We start from the raw sequence: 25,471 nt of genomic DNA, 5'->3' as shown, positions 1-25,471 counted from the left end.
GCATAGTGTACGCCAGCTTTTGGTAATAACTTGTCACGAATCAAGACTAAGCGATCGTTTTCGACGATTTATATCGGCGAAAAGAAATACAGCAAACAAGCTGCATGCGGGAGACGGGAGCGCTTGAGCTGAGCCCAACACAGCGAAAGTGTGTCCAGCTGCCTGGTGAGAAGACCGCAACGGCTGGGCAGCCGTTGCGGTTGGAGCGGGCTACAGCCCGGCGATGCGTTCGCGTTGCGCGACCAAATTGGCTTTCGCTTGTTCGGCTTCGGCCAGTTTGGCGCGCTCCTTGTCGATCACCTCTGCGGGCGCCTTGTCGACGAAACCGGCATTGGAAAGCTTGCCGCCGACGCGCTTGATTTCACCGTCGAGGCGACCGATTTCCTTGTCCAGACGCGCCAGCTCGGCATCCTTGTCGATCAGCCCGGCCATGGGCACCAGAACCTGCATGTCGCCTACCAGGGCGGTCGCCGACAGCGGCGCTTCTTCGCCGGCTGCCAGGTTTCGCACGCTTTCCAGCTTGGCCAGCTTCTTCAGCAGCGGCTCGTTCTCGGCGAGGCGGCGCAGGTCGGATTGCGAGGCATTGCCCAGTACCACGTCGATGCGCTTGGCCATGGAAATGTTCATTTCACCGCGAATCTGGCGGATGCCCAGCATAAACGCCTTGACCCACTCGATATCGTCTTCGGCGGCTTCGTCGAGGCGCTCGGGGTTGTACTCGGGCCAGGGTTGCAGCATCAGCGTCGGGCCCGACTTGCCAGCCAGCGGCGCGACGCGCTGCCAGATTTCCTCGGTGATGAAGGGCATGAACGGATGTGCCAGGCGCAGGGCGGTTTCCAGTACGCGAACCAGGGTGCGACGGGTACCGCGCTGACGTTCGGCGGATGCGCTTTCGTCCCAGAGCAGCGGCTTGACCAGCTCCAGATACCAGGCGCAGTACTCGTCCCAGACGAACTCATACAGGGCCTGGGCGGCCAGGTCGAAGCGGAAGTTTTCCAGCTGGCGGGTCACTTCGGCTTCGGTGCGCTGCAGCGCGGAGATGATCCAGCGGTCCACGGAGGACAGTTCCACCGCTTCGCCGTTGATGCCGGTGTCCTTGCCCTCGGTGTTTTCGAAGACGAAGTTGGCGGCGTTCCACAGCTTGTTGCAGAAGTTGCGGTAACCCTCGACGCGGCCCATGTCGAATTTGATGTCGCGACCGGTAGAGGCCAGCGAGCAGAAAGTGAAGCGCAGGGCGTCGGTGCCGTAGCTGGCAATGCCTTCGGGGAATTCCGCCTTGGTCTGCTTGGCGATCTTCTCGGCGAGCTTGGGCTGCATCATGCCGCTGGTGCGTTTCTCCAGCAGCTCGTCCAGGGTGATGCCATCGACGATGTCCAGCGGATCGAGAACGTTGCCCTTGGACTTGGACATCTTCTGGCCCTGGCCGTCGCGCACCAGACCATGGACGTAGACGGTCTTGAACGGAATCTGCCCGGTCAGGTGCAGGCTCATCATGATCATCCGGGCAACCCAGAAGAAGATGATGTCGAAGCCGGTGACCAGCACGTCCGTGGGGTGGAAGGTCTTGAGGAAGTTGGTCTGCTCGGGCCAGCCGAGGGTGGAGAAGGTCCACAGGCCGGAACTGAACCAGGTGTCCAGGACGTCCTCGTCCTGGCGCAGCTCCACTTCGTTGCCAAGGTTGTGCTTGCGCCGCACTTCCATTTCGTCGCGGCCGACATAGACATGGCCGGCCTCGTCGTACCAGGCCGGGATGCGATGACCCCACCACAGCTGGCGGCTGATGCACCAGTCCTGGATGTCACGCATCCAGCTGAAGTACATGTTTTCGTACTGCTTGGGCACGAACTGAATCTGGCCGCTTTCCACTGCTGCGATGGCCTTCTCGGCCAGGGGCTTGGTGGAGACGTACCACTGGTCAGTCAGCCAGGGTTCGATGATGGTGCCGGAGCGGTCGCCACGTGGGACTTTCAGCGCGTGGTCGTCGATCTTCTCCAGCAGGCTCATGGCCTCGAACTCGGCAACGATGGCCTTGCGCGCGTCGAAGCGGTCCATGTGCGCGTAGCCATCGGGCAGGGAGGCGTCGATCCTGTCGTTCGGCGTGCCGTCGATATTGAAGACCTGGGCACGGGCCAAAACCGCGGCGTTCTGATCGAAGATATTGATCAGTGGCAGGTTGTGGCGCTTGCCGACTTCATAGTCATTGAAGTCGTGAGCCGGGGTGATTTTCACGCAACCGGTACCGAACTCCAGATCCACGTAGTCGTCGGCGACGATGGGGATCAGGCGATTGACCAGCGGCAGCATGACGTGGCGGCCGATCAGATCCTTATAGCGCTCGTCTTCCGGATGCACCGCAACGGCAGCATCGCCGAGCATGGTTTCCGGGCGGGTGGTGGCGACCACCAGGTAACCCTTGCCATCGGCAGTCTTGCAGCCATCGGCCAGCGGGTAGCGCAGGTTCCAGAGGTGGCCCTTTTCGTCGTGGTTCTCCACTTCGAGGTCGGAAATGGCGGTGTGGAATTTGGTGTCCCAGTTGACCAGGCGCTTGCCGCGATAAATCAGGCCATCTTCATGCAGACGGACAAAGGCTTCCTTGACCGCTTCGGACAGGCCTTCGTCCATGGTGAAACGCTCGCGCGACCAGTCCACCGAGGAGCCGAGACGACGGATCTGGCGGGTGATGGTGCCGCCGGACTCGTGCTTCCATTCCCAGACCTTGTCGAGGAACTTGGCGCGGCCCAGGTCATGGCGGTTGATGCCCTGAGCACCCAGCTGGCGCTCGACCACCATTTGCGTGGCGATGCCCGCATGGTCGGTACCCGGCTGCCACAGGGTGTTGCGGCCCTGCATGCGCCGGAAGCGGATCAGCGCATCCATGATGGCGTTGTTGAACCCGTGGCCCATATGCAGGCTGCCGGTGACGTTCGGCGGCGGGATCATGATGGTGTAGGGCTCGCCGCTACCTTGCGGGGCGAAATAATTGCTTGATTCCCATTCGTTGTACCAACGGGATTCAATGGCGTGGGGCTGGTAGGTCTTGTCCATTCGGCGGGACCCTTAGAACGGCTGGTCGGAAAAACCGCAGAGTATAAAGGCAAAGTGCCGGAAGGGCTGAATCAGCTGCCGTTTATCGCGGGGCGAATGCACTCGGCAGCCTTAGCGACGAGGTGAGCGAATCAGTTCTTCGGCGCGGCTCTCTAGCCGGCGTCGGAGCTCGGCCTCTATCTGCGGTACGAAATCGTCGATCACATCCTGCAGGATCAGCTGCGCTGCGGTGCGCAGTTCATGATCCAGGTGGCGTTCGGCAAGTGTGCGAAAAGCCGTGCGTACAGCCGGCTCGCGTACTTCTTCGGAAGGTTGGACCGGCTCTTGCGGCGGAGCGGTTTCGACGATCTCCGAGAGTAGGGGGATGCTGCCAGGGTCCAGGGGTTCATCCAGCGGATCATGCTCACCGTCGAGCAGGGCGCGTATGGATTCCAGCTCGTCGAGCAGGTGCGCGGGTCTGGGTGGAGGTGTTGACGTCATTATCAAGAAGATTCCGGGCGGTAGCGCGTCCTGGCGACTGGTAGAAACGGTTCACAGTTCGACGCGCTTGGGATCATATCCCCGCTGGCGATAGAGGCGAAAGTTTTCACGACAAGCGTTAAGTAGCTCGGGCTGCTGGTTGACGATCTCGATGACTCGGGAAAAGTCATCAGTATGCGGCGACAGCGATTGGGCAAGGTTGATCAGCAGCCCCTGGCCGGTTGCCGGCGGCTGTTCCTGGCCAATTACCACCGGGGCTTGCGGGTCGTGCTCGTAGAGGTCATGCGGAATGAAGCGCTCGGCGCGAAAGCGCCAGAGCAAAGCATCCAACTCGGCGCACTGCGCGGCATCCTGGCAGCGAATGAACACTGCCAGGCCGTGCTGCCAGCCCTTGCTGGCCAGCTGACAGGCTGCTCTGGCGCGACCGGCAGCGCTGCTGTCCGGTAGCACGTAGAACTCGATGCGCGTCATGCCGGCATTCCGTCAAGGGTCCGGCTCATCTCACGCGATCCGGTCCAGAAGGTACTGGGTGAGCAGCGGTACCGGCCTTCCGGTCGCGCCTTTTTCCTTGCCACCGCTGATCCAGGCGGTACCGGCGATGTCCAGGTGTGCCCATGAGTAGTTTTTGGTGAAGCGCGAGAGGAAGCAGGCAGCAGTGATGGTGCCGGCCTTGGGTCCGCCAATATTGGCGATATCGGCAAACGGGCTATCCAGTTGCTCCTGGTAGTCATCGAACAGCGGCAGCTGCCAGGCGCGATCGTCGGCGTTGCGGCCGGCATCCAGCAGTTGCCGGGCCAGTTCTTCGTCGTTGCTCATCAGGCCGGAGGTCTGGCTGCCCAGGGCGACGATGCAGGCGCCGGTGAGAGTCGCCACATCAACCACGGCGCGAGGCTGGAAGCGCTCGACATAAGTCAGGGCGTCGCACAGCACCAGACGGCCTTCAGCGTCGGTGTTGAGGATTTCAACGGTCTGGCCGCTCATGGTGGTGACGATATCGCCCGGGCGAGTAGCGCCGCCGCTGGGCATGTTCTCGGCGCAGGCCAGCACGGCTACCAGGTTGATCGGCAGTTGCAGCTCCAGAACGGTACGGAACGTGCCGAGCACACTGGCGGCGCCACACATGTCGTACTTCATTTCGTCCATGCCCTGGCCGGGCTTGAGACTGATGCCGCCGGTGTCGAAGGTGATGCCCTTGCCGACCAGTGCATAGGGCTGTTCGCCCTTCTTGCCGCCGTTGTACTGCATTACAACCATGCAGCCGGGCTGGTTGCTGCCCTGAGACACGGCGAGGAACGAGCCAGCGCCGAGCTCACGCAGCTTGTTCTCGTCGAGGATTTCGACCTTCAGGCCTTTGAATTCCTTGCCAAGCTTTTTCGCCTGTTCGGCGACATAGGTGGGGTGGCAGATATTGGGCGGCAGGTTGCCCAAGTCACGGGCGAAGTTCATGCCCGAAGTAATGGCCTGGGCATGGGCGACGGCCTGTTCGGTTTGCGCCTGCTCGGCCTTGCTGCTGAGCAGGGTGATCAGATTCAGCGGGCGGGCCTCGGCCTTCTTGCTCTTGAACTGATCGAAGTTGTACTGGCCGCCAGCAAGAGCTTCCACCAGCAGACGGGTGCGCGAGTAGCCGTCGCGCTCCTTGAGCGTGACGTCCTGCAGTGCGAGGGTGGCATCGCTGCCGCCGAGGTTCTTCAGCGTCGAAGATATGGCACCGACCACTTTGCGCCACTGACGCGCGTCGAGTTCTTCGGTTTTACCGATGCCGACCAGCAGTACGCGCTCGGCCTTGATGCCGGGTAGCTGTTGGAACAGCAGGGTCTGGCCCGGCTTGCCCTGCAGGTCGCCACGCTTGAGCGTCGCGCTGATGGCGCCGGCGCTGGCGGCGTCCACACTCTGGGCGATCTCGCCAAGTACGAGGTCATCGCTCACCGGCAGGACCAGGGTGGCGGTTTTTGTGGCGGGCGCTTTGGTGGTTTTTACAACAAATTGCATGGTGTCGAGTCCCCAAGACAAAGAGTCGGCTTTGCAGGATAATGCCGGGCTTGTTTTCGGTGGTTCGTCCGGCGCGTCGTGCGTAAATCTGTGTATCGGTTTTCAGCGATTGCTGCGGGTGGGCCGGCTGCGTGGCGGCTAGTGTGAGCGTAGCTGCCGGAGCCTGACAACCCTGGAGTGTCCGGTTTGATCGTCTTTCGTTACCTGTCCCGTGAGTTGCTGATCACCCTGAGCGCCGTAAGTGCGGTGCTGCTGGTGATCATTATGAGTGGTCGTTTCATCAAGTATCTGGCCCAGGCTGCACAGGGATTGCTCGATCCCGGCGTGTTGTTGATGATCATGGGTTTCCGCCTGCCGGGGTTCCTGCAGTTGATTCTGCCACTGGGGCTGTTTCTCGGCATTTTGCTGGCCTATGGCAGGTTGTATCTGGACAGCGAGATGACCGTGCTTTCGGCCACTGGCATGAGTCAGCGCCGTCTGCTGGGCTACACCCTGGCGCCGGCGGCGCTGGTGGCGGCGCTGGTCGGCTGGCTAAGCCTGGGGCTGGCGCCGCAGGGTATAGCCGAGGTCGATCGCATCCTTAACGAGCAGGACTCGCTGACCGAATTCGACACTCTGGTTCCAGGGCGCTTTCAAACCCTGCGCAATGGTACCCGGGTCACCTACAGCCGCGAGCTGAGCGAAGACCGTGCCCAGCTGGGGGGCGTTTTCATTTCCGAGACCAACCTTTCCAGTGCCACGGGCGAGGAGCGAGGCCTGTCGGTGTTGGTGGCCGAGCGCGGGCGCCAGGAAATCCATAAGGACGGCAGCCGTTATCTGATTCTGGAAAACGGCTATCGCTATGACGGCAATCCGGGGCAGGCCAATTACCGGGCCATCCAGTACGACACCTATGGCGTCCTGCTGCCCAAACCGGAGGTGAGCATCGAGCTGAGCGAGCGCGAAGCACTACCTACGGGGGAACTGCTGGGCAGCGACGACATCCGTCTGCAGTCGGAATTGCAGTGGCGCCTGTCACTGCCGTTGCTGGTGTTTATTGTCACCCTGCTGGCGGTGCCGCTGGCCAAGGTGAATCCACGTCAGGGGCGCTTTCTCAAGCTGCTGCCGGCGATCCTGCTGTACATGACGTACCTGGCCTTGCTGGTTGCCGCGCGCGGTGCGCTGGACAAGGGCCGGATTCCGCCGGCGCTGGGGCTCTGGTGGGTTCACGGAATCTTCTTTGCGATTGGGATGCTGATGCTCTATTGGGAACCGCTGAGGCTTGCCCTCGACAAGCGACGTGCAGGGGTAGTGGCCCATGCGTAAGCTTGACCGTTACATCGGCAGCCATGTTCTGCTGGCGATTCTGAGCGTGCTGGGCATCATCGTCGGGCTGGCTCTTCTGTTTGCCTTTATCGATGAGCTCGGTGACGTGAAGGGCAGTTACGGCACGCTGGACGCCGCGCTCTACGTGCTCTACACAACGCCTTCGCGAATCTACGAGATGCTGCCAATGGCGGCGCTGATCGGTTGTCTCATTGGCCTTGGAATGCTGGCCAGCAACAGTGAGCTGACCATCATGCGGGCCGCCGGGGTTTCCCTTGGGCGTATCGTGCTGGCGGTAATGAAGCCGATGCTGGTGCTGATGCTGGTCGGCGTGCTGATTGGCGAATATCTGGCACCCTGGAGCGAAAACATCGCTCAGGCCAGCCGTGCGACGGCGCAGGGAGCAGGCGAAGCGCAGAGCAGCAAGCGCGGGCTGTGGCACCGGCAGGGTGGGGAGTTTGTGCATGTCAACGCGGTGCAGCCGGGCGGCGTGCTGCTGGGGGTGACGCGTTACAACTTCGACGGCAATCGTCAGCTTTTATCGGCCAGTTTCGCTCGTCGCGCTCATTATCAGGACGATCACTGGCGGCTCACCGATATTGCCACCACGCACTTTCGAGGCGATCACACCGAGGTGATCAATACGCCTGAAGAGCGTTGGGATGTGCAGCTGACACCGCAACTGCTGGGAACGGTAGTAATGGAGCCGGACGCCCTGTCGATCACCGGGCTGTGGCGCTATATCCATTATCTAGGCGAGCAGGGGCTGAACAACGGGCGCTACTGGCTGGCGTTCTGGACCAAGACTCTGCAGCCGGTTGTGACAGTGGCGCTGGTGTTGCTGGCGATCTCGTTCATCTTCGGCCCGTTGCGCTCGGTCACCCTGGGACAGCGGGTTTTTACCGGCGTCGTCGTCGGCTTCGTCTTCCGCATCCTTCAGGATCTGCTCGGTCCGGCCAGCCAAGTCTTTGGCTTCTCGCCGCTGCTGGCGGTGCTGGTGCCGGCAGGGATCTGTGCATTGGCGGGGCTGTGGTTGTTGCGTCGGGCGGGGTGATGAGGGGCTTGCCTGCGAGCTGCGTATTCCTTCGCTAAAGCTCGCGGACGAGTCTGCCTCTACAAAGGCGGTGCAATGGCAGAGAGGTGAAGGCTGCATCCAGACTGCAAATTCTTCCAGCCTATTTCTTGTGGATGTTCTTCGGCAGGTGCACCACCTGGCTTTCCGAGTAGATGTCATGCCAGGTGCGCTTCTGCTTGTCCCAGAGCATCCACCAAAAGCCCAGTCCCAGGGCGAGCCAGGACAGGATGGCAATCAGAAAGCGCAGCAGTGCCTGCCAGAGGTCGATGGCTTTGCCGTCAGGGTTCTGAACGCGCACGCCCCAGACCTGCATGCCAAGAGTTTGCCCATTGTGTGTCCAGAACTTGGCGAAGAAGCCGAACAGGCTGAACAACAGTAGCGTGGCAAGAATGGGATCCCTGTCCAGTCCGCCGCTTTCGGCCACGGCCTTGAGTGCTTCGCTGCCATAGAACAGGCGCAACGCGACCTGTTGGTAGAGCAGGGTGACCACCATCATCAGGGCAATCGAGAGGAAGGCATCGTAGAGCATCGCGGCAAGCCGACGACCCAGGCTTGCGGCTGGAAACTGGCCCTGCGGGCTGAGTAAATGGTTGCGCATGAACATCTCGCTGAATGAGGCAAGCGCGCATTCTACGGAAATACGCGCATAAAAAAGCCCCTGATGTTGCCATCAGGGGCTTTTCGGAGCGGGGCTTATTCCTGGATTTGAACCTGGTCAGCCTGCATGCCTTTTTGACCTTGCACAGCGATGAAGCTGACTTTCTGGCCTTCTTTCAGGCTCTTGAAGCCGTTACCTTCGATCGCGCGGAAGTGCACGAACAGATCCGGACCGCTCTCAGGAGTGATGAAACCAAAACCTTTTTCGTCGTTAAACCACTTGACGGTACCGTTCTGACGATTCGACATGTCTTTGTATCCTTGAAACTCAATATTAGAAGCGCGCCTGCACGGCAGGAGCGGGAACTGGTTGCAAGGAGTAAGGAGTCGAGCGGGATGTAGCGGATCGGATGATCTACTGCACCAGGTCACGATTCTACAGCGACCCATGCAAACACAGTGGGCACACTCTACGATAACTCGCAAGGAGTGCCAAGCCCTCGCAGCCATAGAATTTGCCCGGTATAGGCGGCGCTTTTTCAGCGCGATGTGAGTAGTCGGGGTCAGCCTGAAACAGTCATCAGGCCTGAAGTCGACCGTGCTGCGGTGCAGTTGATGTCGCTTTTTGCGTCGCTGCGTCTGGTGTCGCGGGGAATGTCGAGCCATGGGCTCTGGTGATGCGCTGAAGCGTCGCCGTGCAGCCAGGCTGTCGGCATTCGACGGGCTATCGGTCGCCCGTCGAAAGATGATGGTGCCTCGAGAGAGACTCGAACTCTCACGTTGTTACCAACGGCGGATTTTGAATCCGCTGCGTCTACCGATTCCGCCATCGAGGCACAGTGGCGGCGCAGTATAAGGATGCGCCGTATGTCGGTCAATCGTTCAGCGTGGTCAGATTGCGGTGATTCCGCTAAGCTTTGCGCCCCCTGTGCGCCGTGCCGATCATTCTTCATGCAAGTTTCCGCTTTTTCCTTCGAGTTACCCGATTCCCTGATCGCGCGTCATCCCCTGGCCGAGCGTCGCGCCAGCCGCTTGTTGGTGCTTGATGGGCCTACCGGCAGGATGGCGCATCAAGGCTTTGCCGATCTGCTCGAGCATGTGCGTCCCGGCGATTTGATGGTATTCAACAATACCCGGGTGATTCCGGCCCGGCTGTTCGGGCAGAAGGACACCGGCGGCAGGCTTGAAGTGCTGGTGGAGCGGGTGCTGGATAGTAATCGCGTGCTCGCGCATATCCGCTCCAGCAAGTCGCCGAAACCCGGCAGCAGGATTCAGATCGATGGCGGTGGCGAGGCGCTGATGCTGGCCCGTCATGACGCACTGTTCGAACTGGAGTTCGCTGAAGAGGTGCTGCCGCTGCTGGAGCGCGTCGGCCATATGCCGCTGCCTCCTTATATAGATAGGCCGGATGACAGTGCTGACCGTGAGCGCTATCAAACGGTATACGCCCGGCACACCGGCGCGGTGGCAGCACCTACTGCCGGGCTGCATTTCGATGCCGCGTTGCTGGATGCGCTTCGCGACAAGGGTGTCGAGACGGCCTTTGTCACGCTGCATGTGGGCGCGGGTACTTTTCAGCCGGTGCGTGTCGAGCGGATCGAAGACCATCATATGCACAGTGAGTGGCTGCAGGTCGGCCAAGATGTGGTCGATGCCGTTTTGGCCTGCCGTGAGCGCGGAGGGCGTGTCATTGCGGTGGGCACTACCAGCGTGCGTTCTCTTGAAAGCGCGGCGCGTGACGGCACGCTCAAGGCCTTCAGTGGCGACACCGATATTTTTATCTACCCGGGCAGGCCCTTCCACGTAGTGGATGCCCTGGTGACCAATTTCCATCTGCCCGAATCGACCCTGCTGATGCTGGTTTCGGCCTTCGCCGGCTACCCAGAAACCATGGCGGCATACGCCGAAGCTGTCGCCGAAGGTTATCGCTTCTTCAGTTACGGCGATGCCATGTTCATTACGCGCAACCCGGCCCCGCGCGGCCCCGAGGAAACCCAATGAGTCGTACCTGCCATATGTCCTTCGAACTGCTCGCTACCGATGGTCGGGCGCGGCGCGGGCGCCTGACCTTCCCGCGCGGAACGGTGGAGACGCCGGCCTTCATGCCGGTGGGTACGTACGGCACGGTCAAGGGCATGCTGCCGCGCGACGTCGAGGAAATAGGTGCCGAAATCATCCTCGGCAATACCTTCCACCTGTGGTTGCGCCCGGGGACCGAAGTGATTAAGGCGCACGGTGATCTGCATGATTTCATGCAGTGGAAAGGGCCGATCCTGACCGATTCCGGCGGCTTCCAGGTGTTCAGCCTGGGCGCGATGCGCAAGATCAAGGAGGAGGGCGTCTACTTCGCCTCGCCGGTGGACGGTGCCAAGGTGTTCATGGGGCCGGAGGAGTCGATGCAGGTCCAGCGTGACCTGGGCTCGGACATCGTGATGATCTTTGATGAGTGCACACCTTATCCGGCTGACGAGGATGTTGCGCGGCGCTCAATGGAGCTGTCGTTGCGCTGGGCCAAGCGCTCAAAGGAGGCTCATGGCGACAGCTCGGCAGCGCTGTTCGGCATCGTTCAGGGTGGCATGCATGAGTCGTTGCGCATGCGTTCGCTGGAGGGTCTCTGCGAGATCGGTTTCGATGGCCTGGCCATCGGCGGTCTTTCGGTAGGTGAGCCCAAGGAAGAGATGATTCGCGTGTTGGACTTCCTGCCGGAGCGGATGCCGGCGGACAAGCCGCGTTACCTGATGGGTGTAGGCAAGCCGGAGGATCTGGTTGAGGGCGTGCGCCGCGGCGTGGATATGTTCGACTGCGTAATGCCGACTCGAAATGCACGAAACGGTCATCTGTTCACTGATGCGGGTGTGGTGAAAATTCGCAACGCGGTGCATCGTCATGACGACTCGCCCCTGGAGGCGGGCTGCGATTGTTACACCTGCAAACACTTCTCCCGGGGCTATCTGCACCATTTGGACAAGTGCGGTGAAATGCTCGGCAGCATGTTGAATACAATCCACAACTTGCGGCATTACCAACGTCTGATGGCTGGTTTACGCCAGGCTATTCAACAAGGTACATTGGCGACCTTTGTCGATGCCTTCTATGCAAAACGCGGCTTGCCAACGCCACCGCTTGCATGACGAAACACAACAAATTTAATCAATGCAACAGGAGTGCTACATGAGCTTTCTGATTCCCGCCGCCTATGCTCAAGAGGCCGCTGCTGGTCCTGCCGCAGGCGGCTTTGAGTGGCTGTTTCTGGGCGGCTTTCTGGTCATTTTCTATCTGATGGTCTGGCGTCCGCAGGCCAAGCGCGCCAAGGAGCACAAGAACCTGATTAGCAGCCTGCAGAAGGGCGATGAAGTAGTGACTTCCGGTGGCATCGTTGGCAAGGTCACCAAAGTTGCCGATGACTTCGTCGTAATCGAAGTAAATGACAATGTCGAACTGAAGTTCCAGAAAGTTGCGATTGCCGCGACCCTGCCCAAGGGCACGCTGAAAGCCATCTGAGCCGACACTTCATTCAATAGTAACGACGGGGCGCGCAAGGCGCCCCGCGTCCTTTAAGTGGGCTACGTGCCATGCTGAACAAATACCCCCTGTGGAAATATCTCCTGATCATGGCTGTGCTGGCCATAGGTCTCGTCTACTCGATGCCCAATCTGTACCCGGATGACCCGGCGATCCAGATTACCGGCGCCAGCACGGCGCTGCAGGTAGAAGAGGCGGTGCTGGAGAAGGCGAGCCGGGCCCTGACCGATGCCGGCATCACCGTGAAAGCGGCCGAAATAAGCGAGCGTGGTGGCCTGTTGCGGTTGACCTCGCTTGGCGATCAGTTGCCGGCCAAGGACATCGTGCTCAGGGCCATGGGGGATGACTACGTTGTTGCGCTGAACCTTGCGCCGACTACGCCACAGTGGTTGCGCAATCTGGGCGCCACGCCGATGAAGCTGGGCCTCGATCTCTCGGGCGGTGTGCATTTCCTGCTCGAAGTGGATATGGAAAAGGCCATCAGCGCCCGCATCAAAATCTATGAGGGCGAGGTCAAGAGCCTGCTGCGTAAAGAGCGTGTGCGTTACCGCAGCCTGCCAGGCCAGGAAACTGCGTTCCAGCTGGGCTTCACCGATGCCGATTCTTTGAGCAAGGCGCAGGCGCTGATCCGCCGCAACTTCACCGATTTCGACATGACCACCAGCAGCCGTAACGGTATGCAGGTGATCAATCTCGCACTGACTCAGGCCAAGCTGTCGGAAATTCGCGAGTACTCCATCAGGCAGAACCTGACTACCGTCCGTAACCGCGTCAACGAGCTGGGTGTGGCTGAGCCGCTGGTGCAGCGCCAGGGTGCCAACCGCATTGTGGTCGAGCTGCCTGGAGTCCAGGACACTGCTGAGGCCAAGCGTATCCTCGGCAAGACCGCCAATCTCGAGTTCCGCCTGGCTGCGGAAATGGACGCGCCGCGTGCAACTACCGAGAGTTTCGAGTTCCGCCAGGAAGGTCGTCCGCCTGCACAGCTCGAGCGCTCTCTGATCATCACCGGTGACCAGGTCACCGATGCTCAGGCCAGTTATGACGAGAATGGCCGCCCGCAGGTAAACATCCGTCTGGATGGTCACGGCGGTGAGCTGATGAACCGTGCGACACGCAACAATGTCGGTCGGAGCATGGCGGTGATTTTCATCGAGCAGCGCCCGCAAACCAGCTACGTCAAGCAGATGGTCGACGGTGTTGAGCAGGAGGTGCGCGTCGAGACCTTCGTTGAGGACAAGAAAATCATCAGCCTGGCGACCATTCAGTCGCCGCTGGGCAGCCAGTTCCGTATCACCGGTCTGGACGGGCAGGGTGAGTCTTCCGAGCTCGCGCTGTTGCTGCGCGCCGGCGGCCTGGCTGCGCCGATGTACTTCGCCGAAGAGCGCACCATCGGTCCAAGCCTGGGTGCCGAAAACATCGCCAAGGGCATAGAGTCCACTTGGTGGGCGATGATCTTGGTCTCGATCTTCATCATCCTTGTCTACAAGTTCTTCGGTGTGCTGGCGACAGTGGCATTGGCCTTTAACCTGGTCCTGCTGACCGGTCTGATGTCGGCCATTGGTGCCACGCTGACGCTGCCGGGTATTGCCGGTATCGTCCTCACGTTGGGCATGGCGGTGGACGCCAACGTTCTGATCTATTCGCGGATTCGTGAAGAACTGAAGAACGGTCTGTCAGTCCAGCGTGCCATTCATGAAGGGTTTGATCGGGCTTACACGGCGATCATCGACAGTAACCTCACTACATTGCTGGTGGGTGGCATCCTCTTCGCTCTGGGCACGGGGCCGATCAAAGGCTTCGCCGTAACTCTGTCGCTGGGCATCCTGACGTCGATGTTTACCGCCATCATGTTTACCCGCGGCATGGTCAACCTGATCTTCGGTGGCCGTAACGTCAAGAAGCTGTGGATCTGAGGACTCGCCATGATCAAGAACACTATTCGTTTCATGGCGATACGCAATGTTGCGTTCGCCATCACCCTGCTGTTGACCGTGATCGGTTTGGTCAGTCTGTTCGGGAAAGGTCTTAACTTCGGCCTGGACTTCACCGGCGGCACCCTGATCGAGCTGCAATATGAGCAAGCGGCCGACTTGGAGCTCATCAAGAGCGAACTGAATCAGTCGGGCTATACCGACGCCGTGGTGCAGAGCTTTGGCGCCACCACCGACGTGCTGGTACGCATGGCGGGGGATGATCCAGACCTTGCGTCCCAGGTCGCCGAGGCGCTGCGCAAGATCGATCCGGACAGTCGTTTCGAGGTCAAGCGGGTCGAATTCGTCGGGCCTCAGGTGGGCGAGGAGCTGCGTGATCAGGGTGGTCTGGCCATGCTGCTGGCGCTTGGTGGGATCCTGGTTTATCTGGCGTTCCGCTTCCAGTGGAAATTCGGCGTCGGAGCGATCGCTTCGCTGGCCCACGACACCATCCTGACCCTCGGGATCCTGTCCTTCTTTGAAGTGCCGTTCGATCTCACCGTTCTGGCGGCTGTGCTGGCGATGATCGGCTACTCGCTGAACGACACCATCATCATCTATGACCGTATCCGGGAAAACTTTCGGGTAATGCGCAAAGCCGACTTGATCGAGAACATCGACGTGTCGGTGACGCAAACCCTGCTGCGGACCATGGCAACGTCCTTCTCCACCGCGCTGGCGCTGATCGCTCTGCTGGCCTTTGGTGGCGATACGCTGGCTAACTTCGCTCTGGCACTGCTTATCGGTGTGGTTGTGGGTACCTATTCCTCGGTCTATATCGGCGCAACCGTGCTGGTCTGGCTGAAGCTTACGTCCGAAGACCTGGCTCCGCCAGTGACTACAGAGGTTGACGAAACACCCTGACAGAAGGTTTCCGATTTGTCGGAACTCCGTCTCTGTCTGGTGGTCTTACCCCGCGACGCGGGGTATGGCCCCGAGGCACGAAGAAGGATGTAAGGGTGAACAAATCGTTGCTGGTTGGTGTGGGGCTGGGTGTTGTGGTGGCCACGGCCGGTGGAGCGCTCGCTACCTATACGCTGGTTGATCGGGGGCCTGAGTTTGCCCAGGTGCTCGCAGTGGAGCCCGTTAAGGAAACCATCAAGACACCACGCGAGGTCTGCAAGGACGTCGCTGTTACGCGACAGAAGCCGGTGCAGGACGAGCATCGTATTGCGGGTACTGCGGTAGGTGCGGTGGTCGGCGGCCTGCTGGGTAATCAGGTTGGCGGCGGTAATGGCAAGAAGATCGCGACCGTTGCAGGTGCGGTTGGAGGTGGCTACGCCGGTAATCAGGTGCAGGGGCGGATGCAGCAGAACAGCACTTACACCACTACCGAGACACGTTGCAGTACCGTGACTGATAGCCACGACAAGATCGTCGGCTATGACGTGAAATACGACCTTGACGGCAAGATCGGCAGTGTTCGTATGGATCGTGATCCAGGCAGCCAGATTCCGGTCAGGGATGGGCAGCTGGTATTGGCTCAGCAGCCGTGAATTGAAGATCTAAAAAAAGCGCCTTTCGGCGCTTTTTTTATAGCTGGCAGGGTGGGTATGGCAATCAGCGCTTCAGCGAAGGCGTCAGGTGCGGCTGGATTGCAGTCAGCACAGCCTTGAAGCACTTGTTGTTACCGGCAACGATCTGGCCTTTTTCAAGGAAGCCATGGCCGCCGGAGAAATCGCTCACCAGGCCGCCCGCCTCCTGGATCAGCAGTGCGCCTGCGGCCATGTCCCACTCGGAAAGTCCGAACTCCCAGAAGGCGTCGAAGCGACCGGCAGCGACATAGGCCAGATCCAGGCTTGCAGCCCCGGCGCGGCGCACGCCGGCAGTCTGGCCTACGAGGCTGCGGAACATATTGAGGTAGGCGTCCAGGTTGTCCATTTGCCCGTCACGGAACGGGAAGCCAGTGCCAAGCAGGGCACCGTCGAGGCTCTTGCGCGAGCCGACACGCAGGCGGCGACCATTCAGGGCAGCGCCGCGACCGCGGCTGGCGGTGAACTCTTCCTGGCGGACCGGATCGATGACCACTGCGTGCTCCAGTCGGCCGCGGTATTTGCAGGCAATGCTGACTGCATAGTGCGGAACGCCGCGCAGGAAGTTGGTGGTGCCATCCAGCGGATCGATGATCCACAGGTAGTCGGTGCCATCCTCGGAGCCTTGCGACAGCCCGCTTTCTTCTCCAAGAATGCCGTGGTTTGGATAGGCCTTGCGCAGTGCGGCGATGATGAGCTGTTCCGCGTTGCGGTCGATTTCGGAAACGTAGTCGCGGGCGTCTTTTTCGCTGACCGAGATCACGTCCAGGCGCTCGGTGGAACGAATAATCATTTCGCCGGCGCTGCGGGCGGCGCGCAGCGCGATATTCAGCATGGGCTGCATCGATCAAATACCTGGTCGTTTAAAGAAAGCCGCGAATTCTATCAGAAACCATTCGAGACATGTTGCATCTGCCGGCCTTCAATGGCGAAGCGTTGGCTGCTTCCTGTAAGATTTCGCCTTTGTTTTTAGCCGGGAAGAAACAGTGTCGCTGCAGAACATTCGTGTGGTGCTGGTCAATACCAGCCATCCTGGCAATATCGGTGGTGCCGCTCGGGCCATGAAGAACATGGGCCTGTCCCGTCTGGTGCTGGTCGATCCCGTTGATTTTCCAAGCACTGAGGCGGTGGCGCGTGCTTCGGGCGCAACTGATGTGCTCGATGCTGTGCAGGTTGTCGCCACCCTCGAAGAGGCGCTGGTGGGCTGCAGCGTCGTGCTCGGTACCAGTGCGCGGGATCGTCGCATTCCCTGGCCCTTGCTGGATCCGCGTGAGTCGGGCGTGATCTGCATTCAGCAGGCTGAACAGGGTGGCGAAGTTGCGCTAGTGTTTGGTCGCGAGTACGCCGGGCTGACCAATGATGAGCTGCAGCGCTGCCATTACCATGTGCACATTCCTTCGGACCCGCAGTTCAGCTCGTTGAATCTTGCCGCCGCCGTCCAGGTGCTTGCCTACGAAGTGCGGATGGCATGGCTGGCTGCACATGAGCAGCCGAGCAAGCAGGAGAAGCTGGAAGCTACTTCGTTGCTCAACGCACAGCCGGTCACCGCCGATGAGCTGGAGCACTATTACGGGCATCTGGAGCAGACCCTGATCGAAATCGGCTTCCTTGACCCGGCCAAGCCGCGTCATCTGATGCCCAGGCTACGCAGGCTCTACGGTCGCAGTGGCATCAGCAAGCTGGAAATGAACATTCTGCGTGGCATTCTTACCGAGACCCAAAAAGCTGTACGCGGTGAGCCCCACAAGAAGCGGAGACAGGACTGATGTTCGAGCGTATGCGCGAAGATATCCAGAGCGTGTTCCATCGCGATCCCGCGGCGCGAAATGCCTTTGAGGTGGTCACCTGCTACCCGGGCCTGCACGCGGTCTGGTTTCATCGGGTGTCCCATTGGCTGTGGTGCAAGAACTGCAAGTGGCTGGCGCGACTGAATTCCAACCTGGCGCGCTGGCTCACGGGCGTCGAGATTCATCCTGGTGCGCGAATCGGTCGGCGTTTTTTCATCGATCACGGCATGGGCATCGTTATCGGAGAAACTGCCGAGATCGGCGATGACGTGACGCTTTATCACGGCGTTACCCTGGGCGGCACCAGCTGGAACAAGGGCAAACGCCATCCAACCCTGGAGGATGGGGTTATCGTTGGCGCCGGCGCGAAGATTCTTGGGCCGTTTACCGTAGGCGCAGGCGCCAAGATTGGTTCGAATGCCGTGGTGACCCGTGAGGTGCCGCCAGGGGCGACGGCGGTAGGCATCCCTGGCAGGGTGATCGCCAAATCCGACGATGCCCAGGAAGCCAAACGCAAGGCGATGGCAGAGAAAATTGGCTTCGATGCCTATGGCGTCACTGCGGATATGCCCGACCCTGTTGCGCGGGCGATCGGCCAGCTGCTGGATCATGTGCAGGCTCTGGAAGATCGCATGGAAGGCATGTGCCAGGCACTTACTGCGCTGGGCAGCGACTATAGCGCCAAGGCAATGCCCGAATTGCGTGAATTGGATTTCGCCGAGATCAAGGACGAGGGCGAAGCGCCGCGCAGCTAATGGGCGGGGCGTGTGCGAGCTGCTATTATGCTGCGCCGTCATTTTCGGGCGTCTCGCTCGGCGAATGTCTGAGTAATCCGATAGGACTTATAGTTGATCTAAATACTCGGGTATTGCATACTGGCACCAATCCATGATGCTTGGTGCGAACCGATGCGATTGACTACCAAAGGCCGTTACGCCGTAACTGCGATGCTCGACCTGGCGCTACATGCGCAGCAGGGGCCTGTATCCCTTGCGGATATTTCAGAGCGCCAGGGTATTTCGCTTTCCTACCTTGAACAGCTGTTCGCCAAGTTGCGCCGTGGCAGCCTGGTTACCAGCGTTCGCGGACCTGGCGGTGGCTATCAGTTATCTCGTGCCATGGCCGAGATTCAGGTCGTGCAGGTGATCGATGCGGTCAACGAGTCCGTCGACGCCACACGTTGCCAGGGGCTTGGCGATTGCCATTCGGGCGATACCTGCCTGACACACCACTTGTGGTGCGACCTGAGCCAGCAGATTCACGAATTCCTCAGTGGCATCAGCCTGGCCGATCTGGTCAACCGGCGCGAAGTCCAGGAGGTGGCGTTGCGGCAGAACATGCGCCATGCCAATGGCCGAGGTCCGCAACTCGACAAGATTGAAGCGTCCGCCATCGATTGAGCCGGACGACAGCCGAATAGGAGATATCTGATGAAACTGCCGATTTACCTAGACTACTCCGCGACTACCCCGGTTGATCCGCGTGTGGCCGAGAAGATGATTGAATGCCTGACTGCTGATGGCAATTTTGGCAACCCGGCTTCGCGCTCCCACGCCTTCGGCTGGAAGGCCGAAGAAGCTGTTGAAAATGCGCGTCGCCAGATCGCCGAGCTGGTCAACGCCGATCCGCGCGAGATCGTCTGGACCTCCGGTGCTACCGAGTCCGACAACCTGGCCATTAAAGGTGTTGCCCACTTCTATTCGTCCAAGGGCAAGCACATCATTACCAGCAAGATCGAACACAAGGCGGTGCTGGATACCACCCGCCAGCTGGAGCGTGAAGGGTTCGAAGTGACCTATCTCGACCCTACCACCGACGGCTTGATCACCCCGGAGATGGTCGAGGCTGCGCTACGTGAGGACACCATACTGGTGTCGATCATGCATGTGAACAACGAGATCGGCACCATCAATGACATCGCTGCCATCGGCGAACTGACCCGCTCGCGCGGCGTGCTGTTCCACGTCGATGCGGCTCAGTCCACCGGCAAGGTGGAAATCGATCTGGAGAAGCTGAAGGTCGACCTGATGTCCTTCTCCGCTCACAAGACCTATGGCCCCAAAGGTGTTGGCGCGCTCTACGTGCGTCGTAAGCCGCGCGTGCGCCTTGAAGCGCAGATGCATGGTGGTGGCCACGAGCGTGGCATGCGCTCGGGCACCCTGGCGGCGCACCAGTCGGTCGGTATGGGCGAAGCCTTCCGTATTGCCAAGGAAGAGATGGCTGCGGAAAACGAGCGCATCCGTGCGCTGCGTGATCGCTTCCTCAAGCAGGTCGAGCACCTGGAAGAGTTGTACATCAACGGCAGCATGACCTCCCGAGTGCCGCACAACCTCAACCTCAGCTTCAATTACGTGGAAGGTGAGTCGCTGATCATGGCGCTCAAGGATCTGGCAGTGTCTTCCGGTTCGGCCTGTACCTCTGCTTCGCTGGAGCCGTCCTACGTATTGCGCGCCCTGGGCCGCAACGATGAACTGGCGCACAGCTCGATCCGCTTCACCTTCGGACGTTTCACTACCGAGGAAGAAGTTGACTACGCGGCGCAGAAGGTTTGTGAGGCGGTCACCAAGTTGCGTGAACTTTCTCCCCTCTGGGACATGTACAAGGATGGTGTGGATATTTCCACGGTCGAGTGGGCGGCCCACTGAGGCGCTGCACAGCGCATCGTCTGAATTAACGAGGATTGCACCATGGCATACAGTGATAAGGTCATCGACCACTACGAAAACCCCCGTAACGTCGGCAAGTTCGACGCCGAGGATCCTTCTGTCGGTACCGGCATGGTCGGCGCGCCGGCCTGTGGCGACGTGATGCGACTGCAGATCAAGGTCAACGAGCAGGGTGTCATCGAAGACGCCAAGTTCAAGACCTACGGCTGTGGTTCGGCCATCGCCTCCAGCTCCCTCGCCACCGAGTGGATGAAAGGCAAGACGCTGGAAGAAGCCGAAACCATCAAGAACACACAGCTTGCCGAAGAGCTGGCCCTGCCGCCGGTGAAGATTCACTGTTCGGTACTGGCCGAGGACGCTATCAAGGCGGCCGTGCGGGATTACCGCGAGAAGAAAGGCCTGTCCAAGGCATAAGTTGAGGAGGTATCGATGGCTATCAGCATGACGACTGCCGCTGCCGATCACGTGCGACGCTCTCTGGAAGGGCGTGGCAAGGGTGTTGGGGTGCGGCTGGGTGTGCGCACCACGGGCTGCTCCGGGCTCGCGTACGTGCTTGAGTTCGTCGATGAGGTGGCGGCCGAGGACGCGGTTTTCGATAACCATGGCGTCAAGGTCATCATCGATCCGAAGAGCCTGGTCTACCTTGACGGTACAGAACTCGATTTTGTCCGTGAGGGGCTTAACGAAGGCTTCAAGTTCAACAACCCTAACGTGCGTGGCGAATGCGGCTGCGGCGAGAGCTTCAACATCTGAGGACGCCGTGGGTATTCCCTGTCACTACGCCCTGTTCGACTTGCAGCCGGCATTCGATCTTGATCTGGACATGCTGTCTTCGCGTTATCGCGAGCTGGCGCGCAAGGTTCATCCTGACCGCTTTGCCGATGGCAGCGAGCAGGAACAGCGGCGAGCGGTCGAAGAGTCGGCCAACCTGAACGAGGCCTTCCAGACCCTGAAGAGCCCTTCGCGGCGCGCCCGATACCTGCTTGAACTGCAGGGCCAGGCGATGCCGCTGGAGGCAACCGTCCAGGATCCCGAGTTCCTGCTGCAACAGATGCATTGGCGCGAAGAGTTGGAAGAGCTGCATGACGAAGCCGATGTGGCTGGTGTCATGACCTTCAAGGCTCGCCTGAAAAAAGCGCAGCAGGACATCAGTGAGGCTTTCTCTCGCATCTGGCAGGACCCTGCTCAGCGAGAGGAGGCCGAACGGCTAGTACGCCGCATGCAGTTTCTAGACAAACTGTCCCAGGAAGTGCGCCTGCTGGAAGAGCGCCTCGACGATTAACCCCGCGTAGCGCTCGGCGCTGCGCCCGATATCAGACAGACATGGCCTTACTTCAGATAGCTGAGCCCGGACAAAGCCCGAAACCCCACCAGCGCCGTCTGGCGGTCGGGATTGATCTGGGCACCACCAATTCCCTCGTGGCGGCACTGCGCAGTGGTGTAACCGCGCCGCTGGCTGATGCTGCTGGCGAGGTGATCCTGTCCTCGGCCGTGCGCTATCACGCCGATCGTGTCGAAGTTGGGCGGGCGGCCAAGCAGGCTGCGTCCAGTGACCCGCTGAACACCATCTTGTCGGTCAAGCGCCTGATGGGGCGTGGCGTTGGTGATGTCATGCAGCTGGGTGGCCAGCTACCGTATCGCTTCAGTGAAGGCGAGTCGCAGATGCCCTTCATCGAGACGGTGCAGGGGCCGAAAAGCCCGGTAGAAATCTCTGCCGAAATCCTCCGCGCTCTGCGTGAGCGTGCCGAGGCCGTCCTGGGTGGCGAGCTGGTCGGTGCGGTCATCACGGTTCCGGCCTATTTCGACGATGCCCAGCGACAGGCCACCAAGGATGCTGCGCGGCTGGCCAATCTCAATGTGCTGCGTTTGCTCAATGAGCCGACCGCTGCGGCGGTGGCCTATGGTCTCGACCGTCAGGCCGAAGGCGTAGTCGCCATCTACGACCTGGGCGGCGGAACCTTTGATATCTCCATTTTGCGTCTGACCAAAGGCGTCTTCGAAGTGCTGGCTACTGGCGGCGATACGGCTCTGGGTGGCGACGACTTCGATCATGCCATCGCTGGCTGGATCCTGGGGCAGGCTGGCGCTTCGGCTGACTTGGCGCCTGGGGCGCAGCGGGAAGTGCTCAAGCTGGCTTGCGATGCCAAAGAGCGGCTGACCACTGAAGACACAGTGGAGTTGAGCTACGCCGGCTGGCAGGGCGTGCTGACTCGCGACACCTTCCACGACCTGATTGATCCGCTTATCGCTCGCAGCCTCAAATCCTGCCGTCGTGCATTGCGCGATTCGGCAGTCGAGCTGGATGAGGTCCATGCGGTAGTGATGGTGGGCGGCTCGACTCGGGTTCCGCGAGTGCGCGAGTTGGTGGGTGAAATGTTTGGCCGCGAGCCGCTTACCGATATCGACCCTGATGAAGTGGTGGCCATTGGTGCGGCGATTCAGGCTGAAACCCTCGCCGGCAACAATCGCGACGGTGAAGAGTTGCTGTTGTTGGACGTGATCCCGCTGTCGCTGGGGCTGGAAACCATGGGTGGGCTGATGGAGAAGGTCATCCCACGCAACACCACCATTCCGGTCGCTCGTGCGCAGGAGTTCACCACTTATAAAGATGGCCAGTCGGCCATGATGATCCATGTGCTCCAGGGTGAGCGCGAATTGATCGCTGATTGCCGCTCACTGGCGCGTTTCGAATTGCGTGGCATACCGCCGATGGTAGCGGGTGCCGCGAAGATTCGTGTCACCTTCCAGGTCGATGCCGACGGGCTGCTCAGCGTATCCGCCCGAGAGTTGGCCTCGGGTGTCGAGGCGAGCATTCAGGTCAAGCCATCCTACGGCCTTACCGACGGCGAGATTGCGCGGATGCTGGAGGATTCCTTCCAGAAGGCTGGAGAAGACAAGGCCGCTCGGGCGCTACGCGAGCAGCAAGTCGACGCTCAGCGCCTGCTCGAAGCAGTCGAAGCCGCCCTGGCAGTTGATGGTGATCGCCTGCTTGATGAAGAGGAGCGTGATGCCATCAAGGTGCAGATGCAGGCCTTGCGAGAGCTGCTCGATAGTCCGGATGGCATTGCCATCGAGCGCCAGATCAAGCGCCTGAGCCAGATTACTGATGCCTTCGCTGCCCGCCGCCTGGACTCGACCGTCAAGGCTGCATTGGCCGGACGGCAGCTTAACGATATTGAGGAATGATCCAGATGCCGCAGATAGTTTTCCTGCCACATGCAGAGCACTGCCCAGAAGGTGCGGTGGTGGAGGCCCAGGCCGGTGAGACCGTGCTGGATGTTGCATTGCGCAATGGCATCCATATTGAGCACGCCTGTGAGAAGTCCTGTGCCTGCACCACTTGTCATGTGTTGATTCGGGAGGGCTTTGCGTCGCTTGAAGAGTCCGACGAGCTGGAAGACGACATGCTCGACAAGGCATGGGGTCTGGAGCCCGACTCGCGGCTGTCCTGTCAGGCAGTGGTGGCGGATGCTGATCTTGTAGTCGAGATTCCCAAGTACACCATCAATCAGGTTTCCGAAGGCCATTGAAGGCGAGGGCATCACGATGAGTCTTAAATGGGTCGATGTGCTTGATATCGCCATCGAGCTTGCAGAAGCCAAACCGGATGTGGATCCGCGCTACGTCAACTTCGTCCAGCTGCACCGCTGGGTGACCGAACTGCCGGCGTTTTCCGATGACCCGACACGGGGCGGCGAGAAAGTGCTTGAAGCCATTCAGGCGGCCTGGATAGAAGAGGTCGAGTAGGCATGAACGGCAGGCAGCAGGCGCAACTCTGCACGCCTGCGTTCATCACCCAGGCATAGGCTGCACTTATCTTTTAGTTCTAGACCCGCGTATAATTCGCGGGTTTACTTGTTTGCTTTAAACCCACCAATCTGGAGCTTCACATGGCCCTGCAACGTACCTTCTCCATCATCAAGCCCGACGCTGTCGCCAAGAACGTCATCGGCGAAATCACCACCCGTTTCGAGAAGGCCGGCCTGCGCGTCGTCGCTTCCAAGATGGTTCAGCTGTCCGAGCGCGAAGCTGCTGGCTTCTACGCCGAGCACAGCGAGCGTGGCTTCTTCAAGGACCTGGTTGCCTTCATGACCTCCGGCCCGGTCATCGTTCAGGTGCTGGAAGGCGAAAACGCCATTGCCAAGAACCGTGAGCTGATGGGTGCCACCAACCCGAAAGAAGCCGCTGCAGGTACCATCCGTGCCGACTTCGCTGTATCCATCGACGAGAACGCCGTACACGGTTCCGACTCCGAAGCATCCGCTGCTCGTGAAATCGCCTACTTCTTCGCTGAAACCGAAGTTTGCGCGCGCATTCGCTGAGTTGAGCGACAGGTGAATTCCATGATTGCCACGACTGCCAAAGTCAATCTTCTGGGGCTGACCCAGCCTCAGCTGGAGAAGTTCTTCGAGTCGATCGGGGAGAAGCGCTTTCGTGCCGGTCAGGTGATGAAATGGATTCACCACTTTGGCGTCGATGATTTCGACGCCATGAGCAACATCGGCAAGGCCTTGCGCGAAAAGCTCAAGGCCTCTGCCGAGATTCGCGGGCCTGAAGTGGTCAGCGAAGACATTTCCAGCGACGGCACCCGTAAATGGGTGGTTCGTGTCGCTTCTGGCAGCTGTGTCGAAACCGTCTATATCCCGCAGAACGGCCGCGGAACCCTGTGCGTTTCCTCCCAGGCTGGCTGTGCGTTGGACTGCAGTTTCTGTTCGACCGGCAAGCAAGGCTTCAACAGCGATCTGACTGCTGCCGAAATCATCGGTCAGGTCTGGATTGCGAATAAGTCTTTCGGCACCGTCCCGGCCAAGATCGACCGCGCCATCACCAACGTGGTGATGATGGGCATGGGCGAGCCGCTGCTCAATTTCGACAACGTGGTTGCCGCCATGAATCTCATGATGGACGACCTCGGCTACGGCATTTCCAAGCGCAAGGTGACCCTGTCGACCTCAGGCGTGGCGCCGATGATCGACCGCCTGGGCGAGGTGATCGATGTCTCTCTGGCGCTGTCGCTGCATGCTCCCAACGACGAGCTGCGCAACCAGTTGGTGCCGATCAACAAGAAGTACCCGCTGGCCGTCGTACTGAACGCGTGCCGCAATTACGTCTCACGGCTCGGCGAAAAACGCGTGCTGACCGTCGAGTACACCCTGCTTAAGGGCGTCAACGACCAGCCCGAACATGCCGAGCAGATGATCCCGCTTCTTGCGGGTATTCCCTGCAAGATCAATCTGATTCCCTTCAATCCCTTCCCTCATTCCGGTTATGAGCGGCCCAGCAACAATGCGATCCGCCGATTTCAGGACATCCTGCAGAAAGCCGGGCACAATGTGACCGTGCGTACCACTCGTGGTGAGGATATCGATGCAGCCTGCGGCCAGTTGGTCGGGCAGGTGATGGATCGTACACGCCGAAGCGAGCGTTACATCGCTGTGCGTGAGTTGCAGTCCGAGTCTGGTGCGGCGCCTGTTGCTACGAATCGATCCTGAGGGGGGATACT

The 25,471-nt window shown here is 60.0% G+C and carries 27 protein-coding genes and 1 tRNA gene; 20 read left to right on the top strand and 8 right to left on the bottom strand.

Translation table 11 applies throughout. From position 1 onward, the window contains the following. Window positions 1–210: 210 nt before the first annotated feature. From BN1079_RS06525 to BN1079_RS06510, 4 genes are all read right to left on the bottom strand, one after another. Complete coding sequence (locus BN1079_RS06525) at window positions 211–3,045, bottom strand: valine--tRNA ligase (protein WP_037023150.1); 2,835 nt, start codon at window positions 3,043–3,045, stop codon at window positions 211–213. A gap of 111 nt (window positions 3,046–3,156) precedes the next feature. Next, entirely contained in the window at window positions 3,157–3,525 is a 369-nt protein-coding gene (locus tag BN1079_RS06520; protein WP_037023149.1) for a hypothetical protein, read from the bottom strand. A 51-nt stretch (window positions 3,526–3,576) separates the two neighbouring features. Further along, window positions 3,577–3,996, bottom strand: a complete 420-nt coding sequence (locus tag BN1079_RS06515) for a DNA polymerase III subunit chi (RefSeq protein ID WP_037023148.1) — start codon at window positions 3,994–3,996, stop codon at window positions 3,577–3,579. Window positions 3,997–4,026: 30 nt separating this feature from the next. Continuing rightward, on the bottom strand, window positions 4,027–5,514 hold the full coding sequence (locus tag BN1079_RS06510) for a leucyl aminopeptidase (RefSeq protein ID WP_037023147.1): 1,488 nt from the start codon (window positions 5,512–5,514) through the stop codon (window positions 4,027–4,029). Window positions 5,515–5,700: 186 nt separating this feature from the next. On the opposite strand from BN1079_RS06510, the gene lptF reads away from it, so the two are divergent. Both lptF and lptG read left to right on the top strand, forming a co-directional pair. Then, entirely contained in the window at window positions 5,701–6,819 is a 1,119-nt protein-coding gene (gene lptF / locus BN1079_RS06505; RefSeq protein ID WP_037023145.1) for an LPS export ABC transporter permease LptF, read from the top strand. Beyond that, a complete protein-coding gene (lptG, locus tag BN1079_RS06500; protein ID WP_037023144.1) occupies window positions 6,812–7,873 on the top strand; it encodes an LPS export ABC transporter permease LptG in 1,062 nt (353 codons plus the stop codon). The genes lptF and lptG overlap by 8 nt, the downstream gene beginning before the upstream one ends. Window positions 7,874–7,994: 121 nt before the next feature. Here the strand turns inward: lptG and BN1079_RS06495 are convergent, their stop codons facing one another. The 3 genes from BN1079_RS06495 to BN1079_RS06485 all read right to left on the bottom strand — a co-directional run bounded on the left by BN1079_RS06495 (window position 7,995) and on the right by BN1079_RS06485 (window position 9,327). Next, window positions 7,995–8,492 (bottom strand): RDD family protein, encoded by a 498-nt coding sequence (locus BN1079_RS06495; RefSeq protein WP_037026661.1) that lies wholly within the window; start codon window positions 8,490–8,492, stop codon window positions 7,995–7,997. A gap of 95 nt (window positions 8,493–8,587) precedes the next feature. Beyond that, the gene (locus BN1079_RS06490) at window positions 8,588–8,800 is read right to left on the bottom strand and encodes a cold-shock protein (protein WP_014853413.1); all 213 of its coding nucleotides are present in this window, start codon (window positions 8,798–8,800) and stop codon (window positions 8,588–8,590) included. A gap of 440 nt (window positions 8,801–9,240) precedes the next feature. Continuing rightward, window positions 9,241–9,327 (bottom strand) — tRNA-Leu (locus tag BN1079_RS06485). Between the two features lie 115 nt (window positions 9,328–9,442). Between BN1079_RS06485 and queA the strand changes: the two genes are divergently transcribed. The 6 genes from queA to BN1079_RS06455 all read left to right on the top strand — a co-directional run bounded on the left by queA (window position 9,443) and on the right by BN1079_RS06455 (window position 15,479). Continuing rightward, on the top strand, window positions 9,443–10,492 hold the full coding sequence (gene queA / locus BN1079_RS06480; protein ID WP_037023143.1) for a tRNA preQ1(34) S-adenosylmethionine ribosyltransferase-isomerase QueA: 1,050 nt from the start codon (window positions 9,443–9,445) through the stop codon (window positions 10,490–10,492). A gap of 14 nt (window positions 10,493–10,506) precedes the next feature. Next, window positions 10,507–11,622: a tRNA guanosine(34) transglycosylase Tgt gene (gene tgt / locus BN1079_RS06475; protein ID WP_171819324.1), complete on the top strand. Its 1,116-nt coding sequence runs from the start codon at window positions 10,507–10,509 to the stop codon at window positions 11,620–11,622. A 40-nt stretch (window positions 11,623–11,662) separates the two neighbouring features. Next, entirely contained in the window at window positions 11,663–11,992 is a 330-nt protein-coding gene (yajC, locus tag BN1079_RS06470; protein ID WP_037023141.1) for a preprotein translocase subunit YajC, read from the top strand. A gap of 71 nt (window positions 11,993–12,063) precedes the next feature. Next, window positions 12,064–13,926 (top strand): protein translocase subunit SecD, encoded by a 1,863-nt coding sequence (gene secD / locus BN1079_RS06465; RefSeq protein ID WP_037023139.1) that lies wholly within the window; start codon window positions 12,064–12,066, stop codon window positions 13,924–13,926. A gap of 9 nt (window positions 13,927–13,935) precedes the next feature. Further along, a complete protein-coding gene (gene secF / locus BN1079_RS06460) occupies window positions 13,936–14,847 on the top strand; it encodes a protein translocase subunit SecF (protein ID WP_037023137.1) in 912 nt (303 codons plus the stop codon). Between the two features lie 95 nt (window positions 14,848–14,942). Further along, window positions 14,943–15,479: a glycine zipper 2TM domain-containing protein gene (locus BN1079_RS06455; protein ID WP_037023136.1), complete on the top strand. Its 537-nt coding sequence runs from the start codon at window positions 14,943–14,945 to the stop codon at window positions 15,477–15,479. Window positions 15,480–15,543: 64 nt separating this feature from the next. Here BN1079_RS06455 and suhB read toward each other — a convergent pair whose 3' ends face one another. Further along, window positions 15,544–16,359 (bottom strand): type III secretion system regulator SuhB, encoded by an 816-nt coding sequence (gene suhB / locus BN1079_RS06450; protein WP_037023135.1) that lies wholly within the window; start codon window positions 16,357–16,359, stop codon window positions 15,544–15,546. Window positions 16,360–16,501: 142 nt separating this feature from the next. Here suhB and trmJ point away from each other — a divergent pair, with 142 nt between their 5' ends. From trmJ to rlmN, 12 genes are all read left to right on the top strand, one after another. Beyond that, window positions 16,502–17,281: a tRNA (cytosine(32)/uridine(32)-2'-O)-methyltransferase TrmJ gene (gene trmJ / locus BN1079_RS06445; protein WP_037023134.1), complete on the top strand. Its 780-nt coding sequence runs from the start codon at window positions 16,502–16,504 to the stop codon at window positions 17,279–17,281. Continuing rightward, window positions 17,281–18,057, top strand: coding sequence for a serine O-acetyltransferase (cysE, locus tag BN1079_RS06440; RefSeq protein ID WP_037023133.1), 777 nt, complete (start codon window positions 17,281–17,283; stop codon window positions 18,055–18,057). Before trmJ ends, cysE begins: the two co-directional genes overlap by 1 nt. A 153-nt stretch (window positions 18,058–18,210) precedes the next feature. Beyond that, a complete protein-coding gene (gene iscR / locus BN1079_RS06435) occupies window positions 18,211–18,702 on the top strand; it encodes a Fe-S cluster assembly transcriptional regulator IscR (RefSeq protein WP_037023132.1) in 492 nt (163 codons plus the stop codon). Window positions 18,703–18,732: 30 nt separating this feature from the next. Continuing rightward, on the top strand, window positions 18,733–19,947 hold the full coding sequence (locus tag BN1079_RS06430; RefSeq protein WP_037023130.1) for an IscS subfamily cysteine desulfurase: 1,215 nt from the start codon (window positions 18,733–18,735) through the stop codon (window positions 19,945–19,947). 42 nt (window positions 19,948–19,989) lie between these two features. After that, window positions 19,990–20,382 carry a Fe-S cluster assembly scaffold IscU gene (gene iscU, locus BN1079_RS06425; protein ID WP_037023129.1) on the top strand — a complete coding sequence of 131 codons (393 nt, stop codon included), beginning with the start codon at window positions 19,990–19,992 and terminating at the stop codon, window positions 20,380–20,382. A gap of 15 nt (window positions 20,383–20,397) precedes the next feature. Further along, window positions 20,398–20,721, top strand: a complete 324-nt coding sequence (iscA, locus tag BN1079_RS06420; protein ID WP_037023128.1) for an iron-sulfur cluster assembly protein IscA — start codon at window positions 20,398–20,400, stop codon at window positions 20,719–20,721. Between the two features lie 7 nt (window positions 20,722–20,728). Further along, the gene (hscB, locus tag BN1079_RS06415; protein WP_037023127.1) at window positions 20,729–21,250 is read left to right on the top strand and encodes a co-chaperone HscB; all 522 of its coding nucleotides are present in this window, start codon (window positions 20,729–20,731) and stop codon (window positions 21,248–21,250) included. Between the two features lie 41 nt (window positions 21,251–21,291). Continuing rightward, window positions 21,292–23,154 carry a Fe-S protein assembly chaperone HscA gene (gene hscA, locus BN1079_RS06410; protein WP_037023126.1) on the top strand — a complete coding sequence of 621 codons (1,863 nt, stop codon included), beginning with the start codon at window positions 21,292–21,294 and terminating at the stop codon, window positions 23,152–23,154. Window positions 23,155–23,159: 5 nt separating this feature from the next. Further along, complete coding sequence (gene fdx, locus BN1079_RS06405; protein ID WP_037026660.1) at window positions 23,160–23,498, top strand: ISC system 2Fe-2S type ferredoxin; 339 nt, start codon at window positions 23,160–23,162, stop codon at window positions 23,496–23,498. Window positions 23,499–23,514: 16 nt separating this feature from the next. Next, window positions 23,515–23,715, top strand: a complete 201-nt coding sequence (gene iscX / locus BN1079_RS06400) for a Fe-S cluster assembly protein IscX (RefSeq protein ID WP_037023125.1) — start codon at window positions 23,515–23,517, stop codon at window positions 23,713–23,715. 143 nt (window positions 23,716–23,858) lie between these two features. Further along, window positions 23,859–24,290: a nucleoside-diphosphate kinase gene (gene ndk / locus BN1079_RS06395; protein ID WP_037023124.1), complete on the top strand. Its 432-nt coding sequence runs from the start codon at window positions 23,859–23,861 to the stop codon at window positions 24,288–24,290. 21 nt (window positions 24,291–24,311) lie between these two features. Then, entirely contained in the window at window positions 24,312–25,460 is a 1,149-nt protein-coding gene (gene rlmN / locus BN1079_RS06390) for a dual-specificity RNA methyltransferase RlmN (RefSeq protein ID WP_037023123.1), read from the top strand. Window positions 25,461–25,471 lie beyond the last annotated feature (11 nt).

The sequence above is a fragment of the Pseudomonas saudiphocaensis genome (assembly GCF_000756775.1).
GTDB lineage: Bacteria > Pseudomonadota > Gammaproteobacteria > Pseudomonadales > Pseudomonadaceae > Stutzerimonas > Stutzerimonas saudiphocaensis.
Note: the sequence above shows the minus strand (reverse complement) of the source record. Positions and strands in the feature narration are given on the sequence as shown.

Excerpts from the sequence above, each read along its gene's own strand:
- BN1079_RS06525 (WP_037023150.1), bottom strand. The coding sequence starts at position 3,045 with ATGGACAAGACCTACCAGCCCCACGCCATTGAATCCCGTTGGTACAAC.
- BN1079_RS06520 (WP_037023149.1), bottom strand. The coding sequence starts at position 3,525 with ATGACGTCAACACCTCCACCCAGACCCGCGCACCTGCTCGACGAGCTG.
- BN1079_RS06515 (WP_037023148.1), bottom strand. The coding sequence starts at position 3,996 with ATGACGCGCATCGAGTTCTACGTGCTACCGGACAGCAGCGCTGCCGGT.
- BN1079_RS06510 (WP_037023147.1), bottom strand. The coding sequence starts at position 5,514 with ATGCAATTTGTTGTAAAAACCACCAAAGCGCCCGCCACAAAAACCGCC.
- lptG (WP_037023144.1), top strand. The coding sequence starts at position 6,812 with ATGCGTAAGCTTGACCGTTACATCGGCAGCCATGTTCTGCTGGCGATT.
- BN1079_RS06495 (WP_037026661.1), bottom strand. The coding sequence starts at position 8,492 with ATGCGCAACCATTTACTCAGCCCGCAGGGCCAGTTTCCAGCCGCAAGC.
- BN1079_RS06490 (WP_014853413.1), bottom strand. The coding sequence starts at position 8,800 with ATGTCGAATCGTCAGAACGGTACCGTCAAGTGGTTTAACGACGAAAAA.
- queA (WP_037023143.1), top strand. The coding sequence starts at position 9,443 with ATGCAAGTTTCCGCTTTTTCCTTCGAGTTACCCGATTCCCTGATCGCG.
- tgt (WP_171819324.1), top strand. The coding sequence starts at position 10,507 with ATGTCCTTCGAACTGCTCGCTACCGATGGTCGGGCGCGGCGCGGGCGC.
- yajC (WP_037023141.1), top strand. The coding sequence starts at position 11,663 with ATGAGCTTTCTGATTCCCGCCGCCTATGCTCAAGAGGCCGCTGCTGGT.
- secD (WP_037023139.1), top strand. The coding sequence starts at position 12,064 with ATGCTGAACAAATACCCCCTGTGGAAATATCTCCTGATCATGGCTGTG.
- secF (WP_037023137.1), top strand. The coding sequence starts at position 13,936 with ATGATCAAGAACACTATTCGTTTCATGGCGATACGCAATGTTGCGTTC.
- suhB (WP_037023135.1), bottom strand. The coding sequence starts at position 16,359 with ATGCAGCCCATGCTGAATATCGCGCTGCGCGCCGCCCGCAGCGCCGGC.
- cysE (WP_037023133.1), top strand. The coding sequence starts at position 17,281 with ATGTTCGAGCGTATGCGCGAAGATATCCAGAGCGTGTTCCATCGCGAT.
- iscR (WP_037023132.1), top strand. The coding sequence starts at position 18,211 with ATGCGATTGACTACCAAAGGCCGTTACGCCGTAACTGCGATGCTCGAC.
- BN1079_RS06430 (WP_037023130.1), top strand. The coding sequence starts at position 18,733 with ATGAAACTGCCGATTTACCTAGACTACTCCGCGACTACCCCGGTTGAT.
- iscU (WP_037023129.1), top strand. The coding sequence starts at position 19,990 with ATGGCATACAGTGATAAGGTCATCGACCACTACGAAAACCCCCGTAAC.
- iscA (WP_037023128.1), top strand. The coding sequence starts at position 20,398 with ATGGCTATCAGCATGACGACTGCCGCTGCCGATCACGTGCGACGCTCT.
- hscA (WP_037023126.1), top strand. The coding sequence starts at position 21,292 with ATGGCCTTACTTCAGATAGCTGAGCCCGGACAAAGCCCGAAACCCCAC.
- fdx (WP_037026660.1), top strand. The coding sequence starts at position 23,160 with ATGCCGCAGATAGTTTTCCTGCCACATGCAGAGCACTGCCCAGAAGGT.
- iscX (WP_037023125.1), top strand. The coding sequence starts at position 23,515 with ATGAGTCTTAAATGGGTCGATGTGCTTGATATCGCCATCGAGCTTGCA.
- ndk (WP_037023124.1), top strand. The coding sequence starts at position 23,859 with ATGGCCCTGCAACGTACCTTCTCCATCATCAAGCCCGACGCTGTCGCC.
- rlmN (WP_037023123.1), top strand. The coding sequence starts at position 24,312 with ATGATTGCCACGACTGCCAAAGTCAATCTTCTGGGGCTGACCCAGCCT.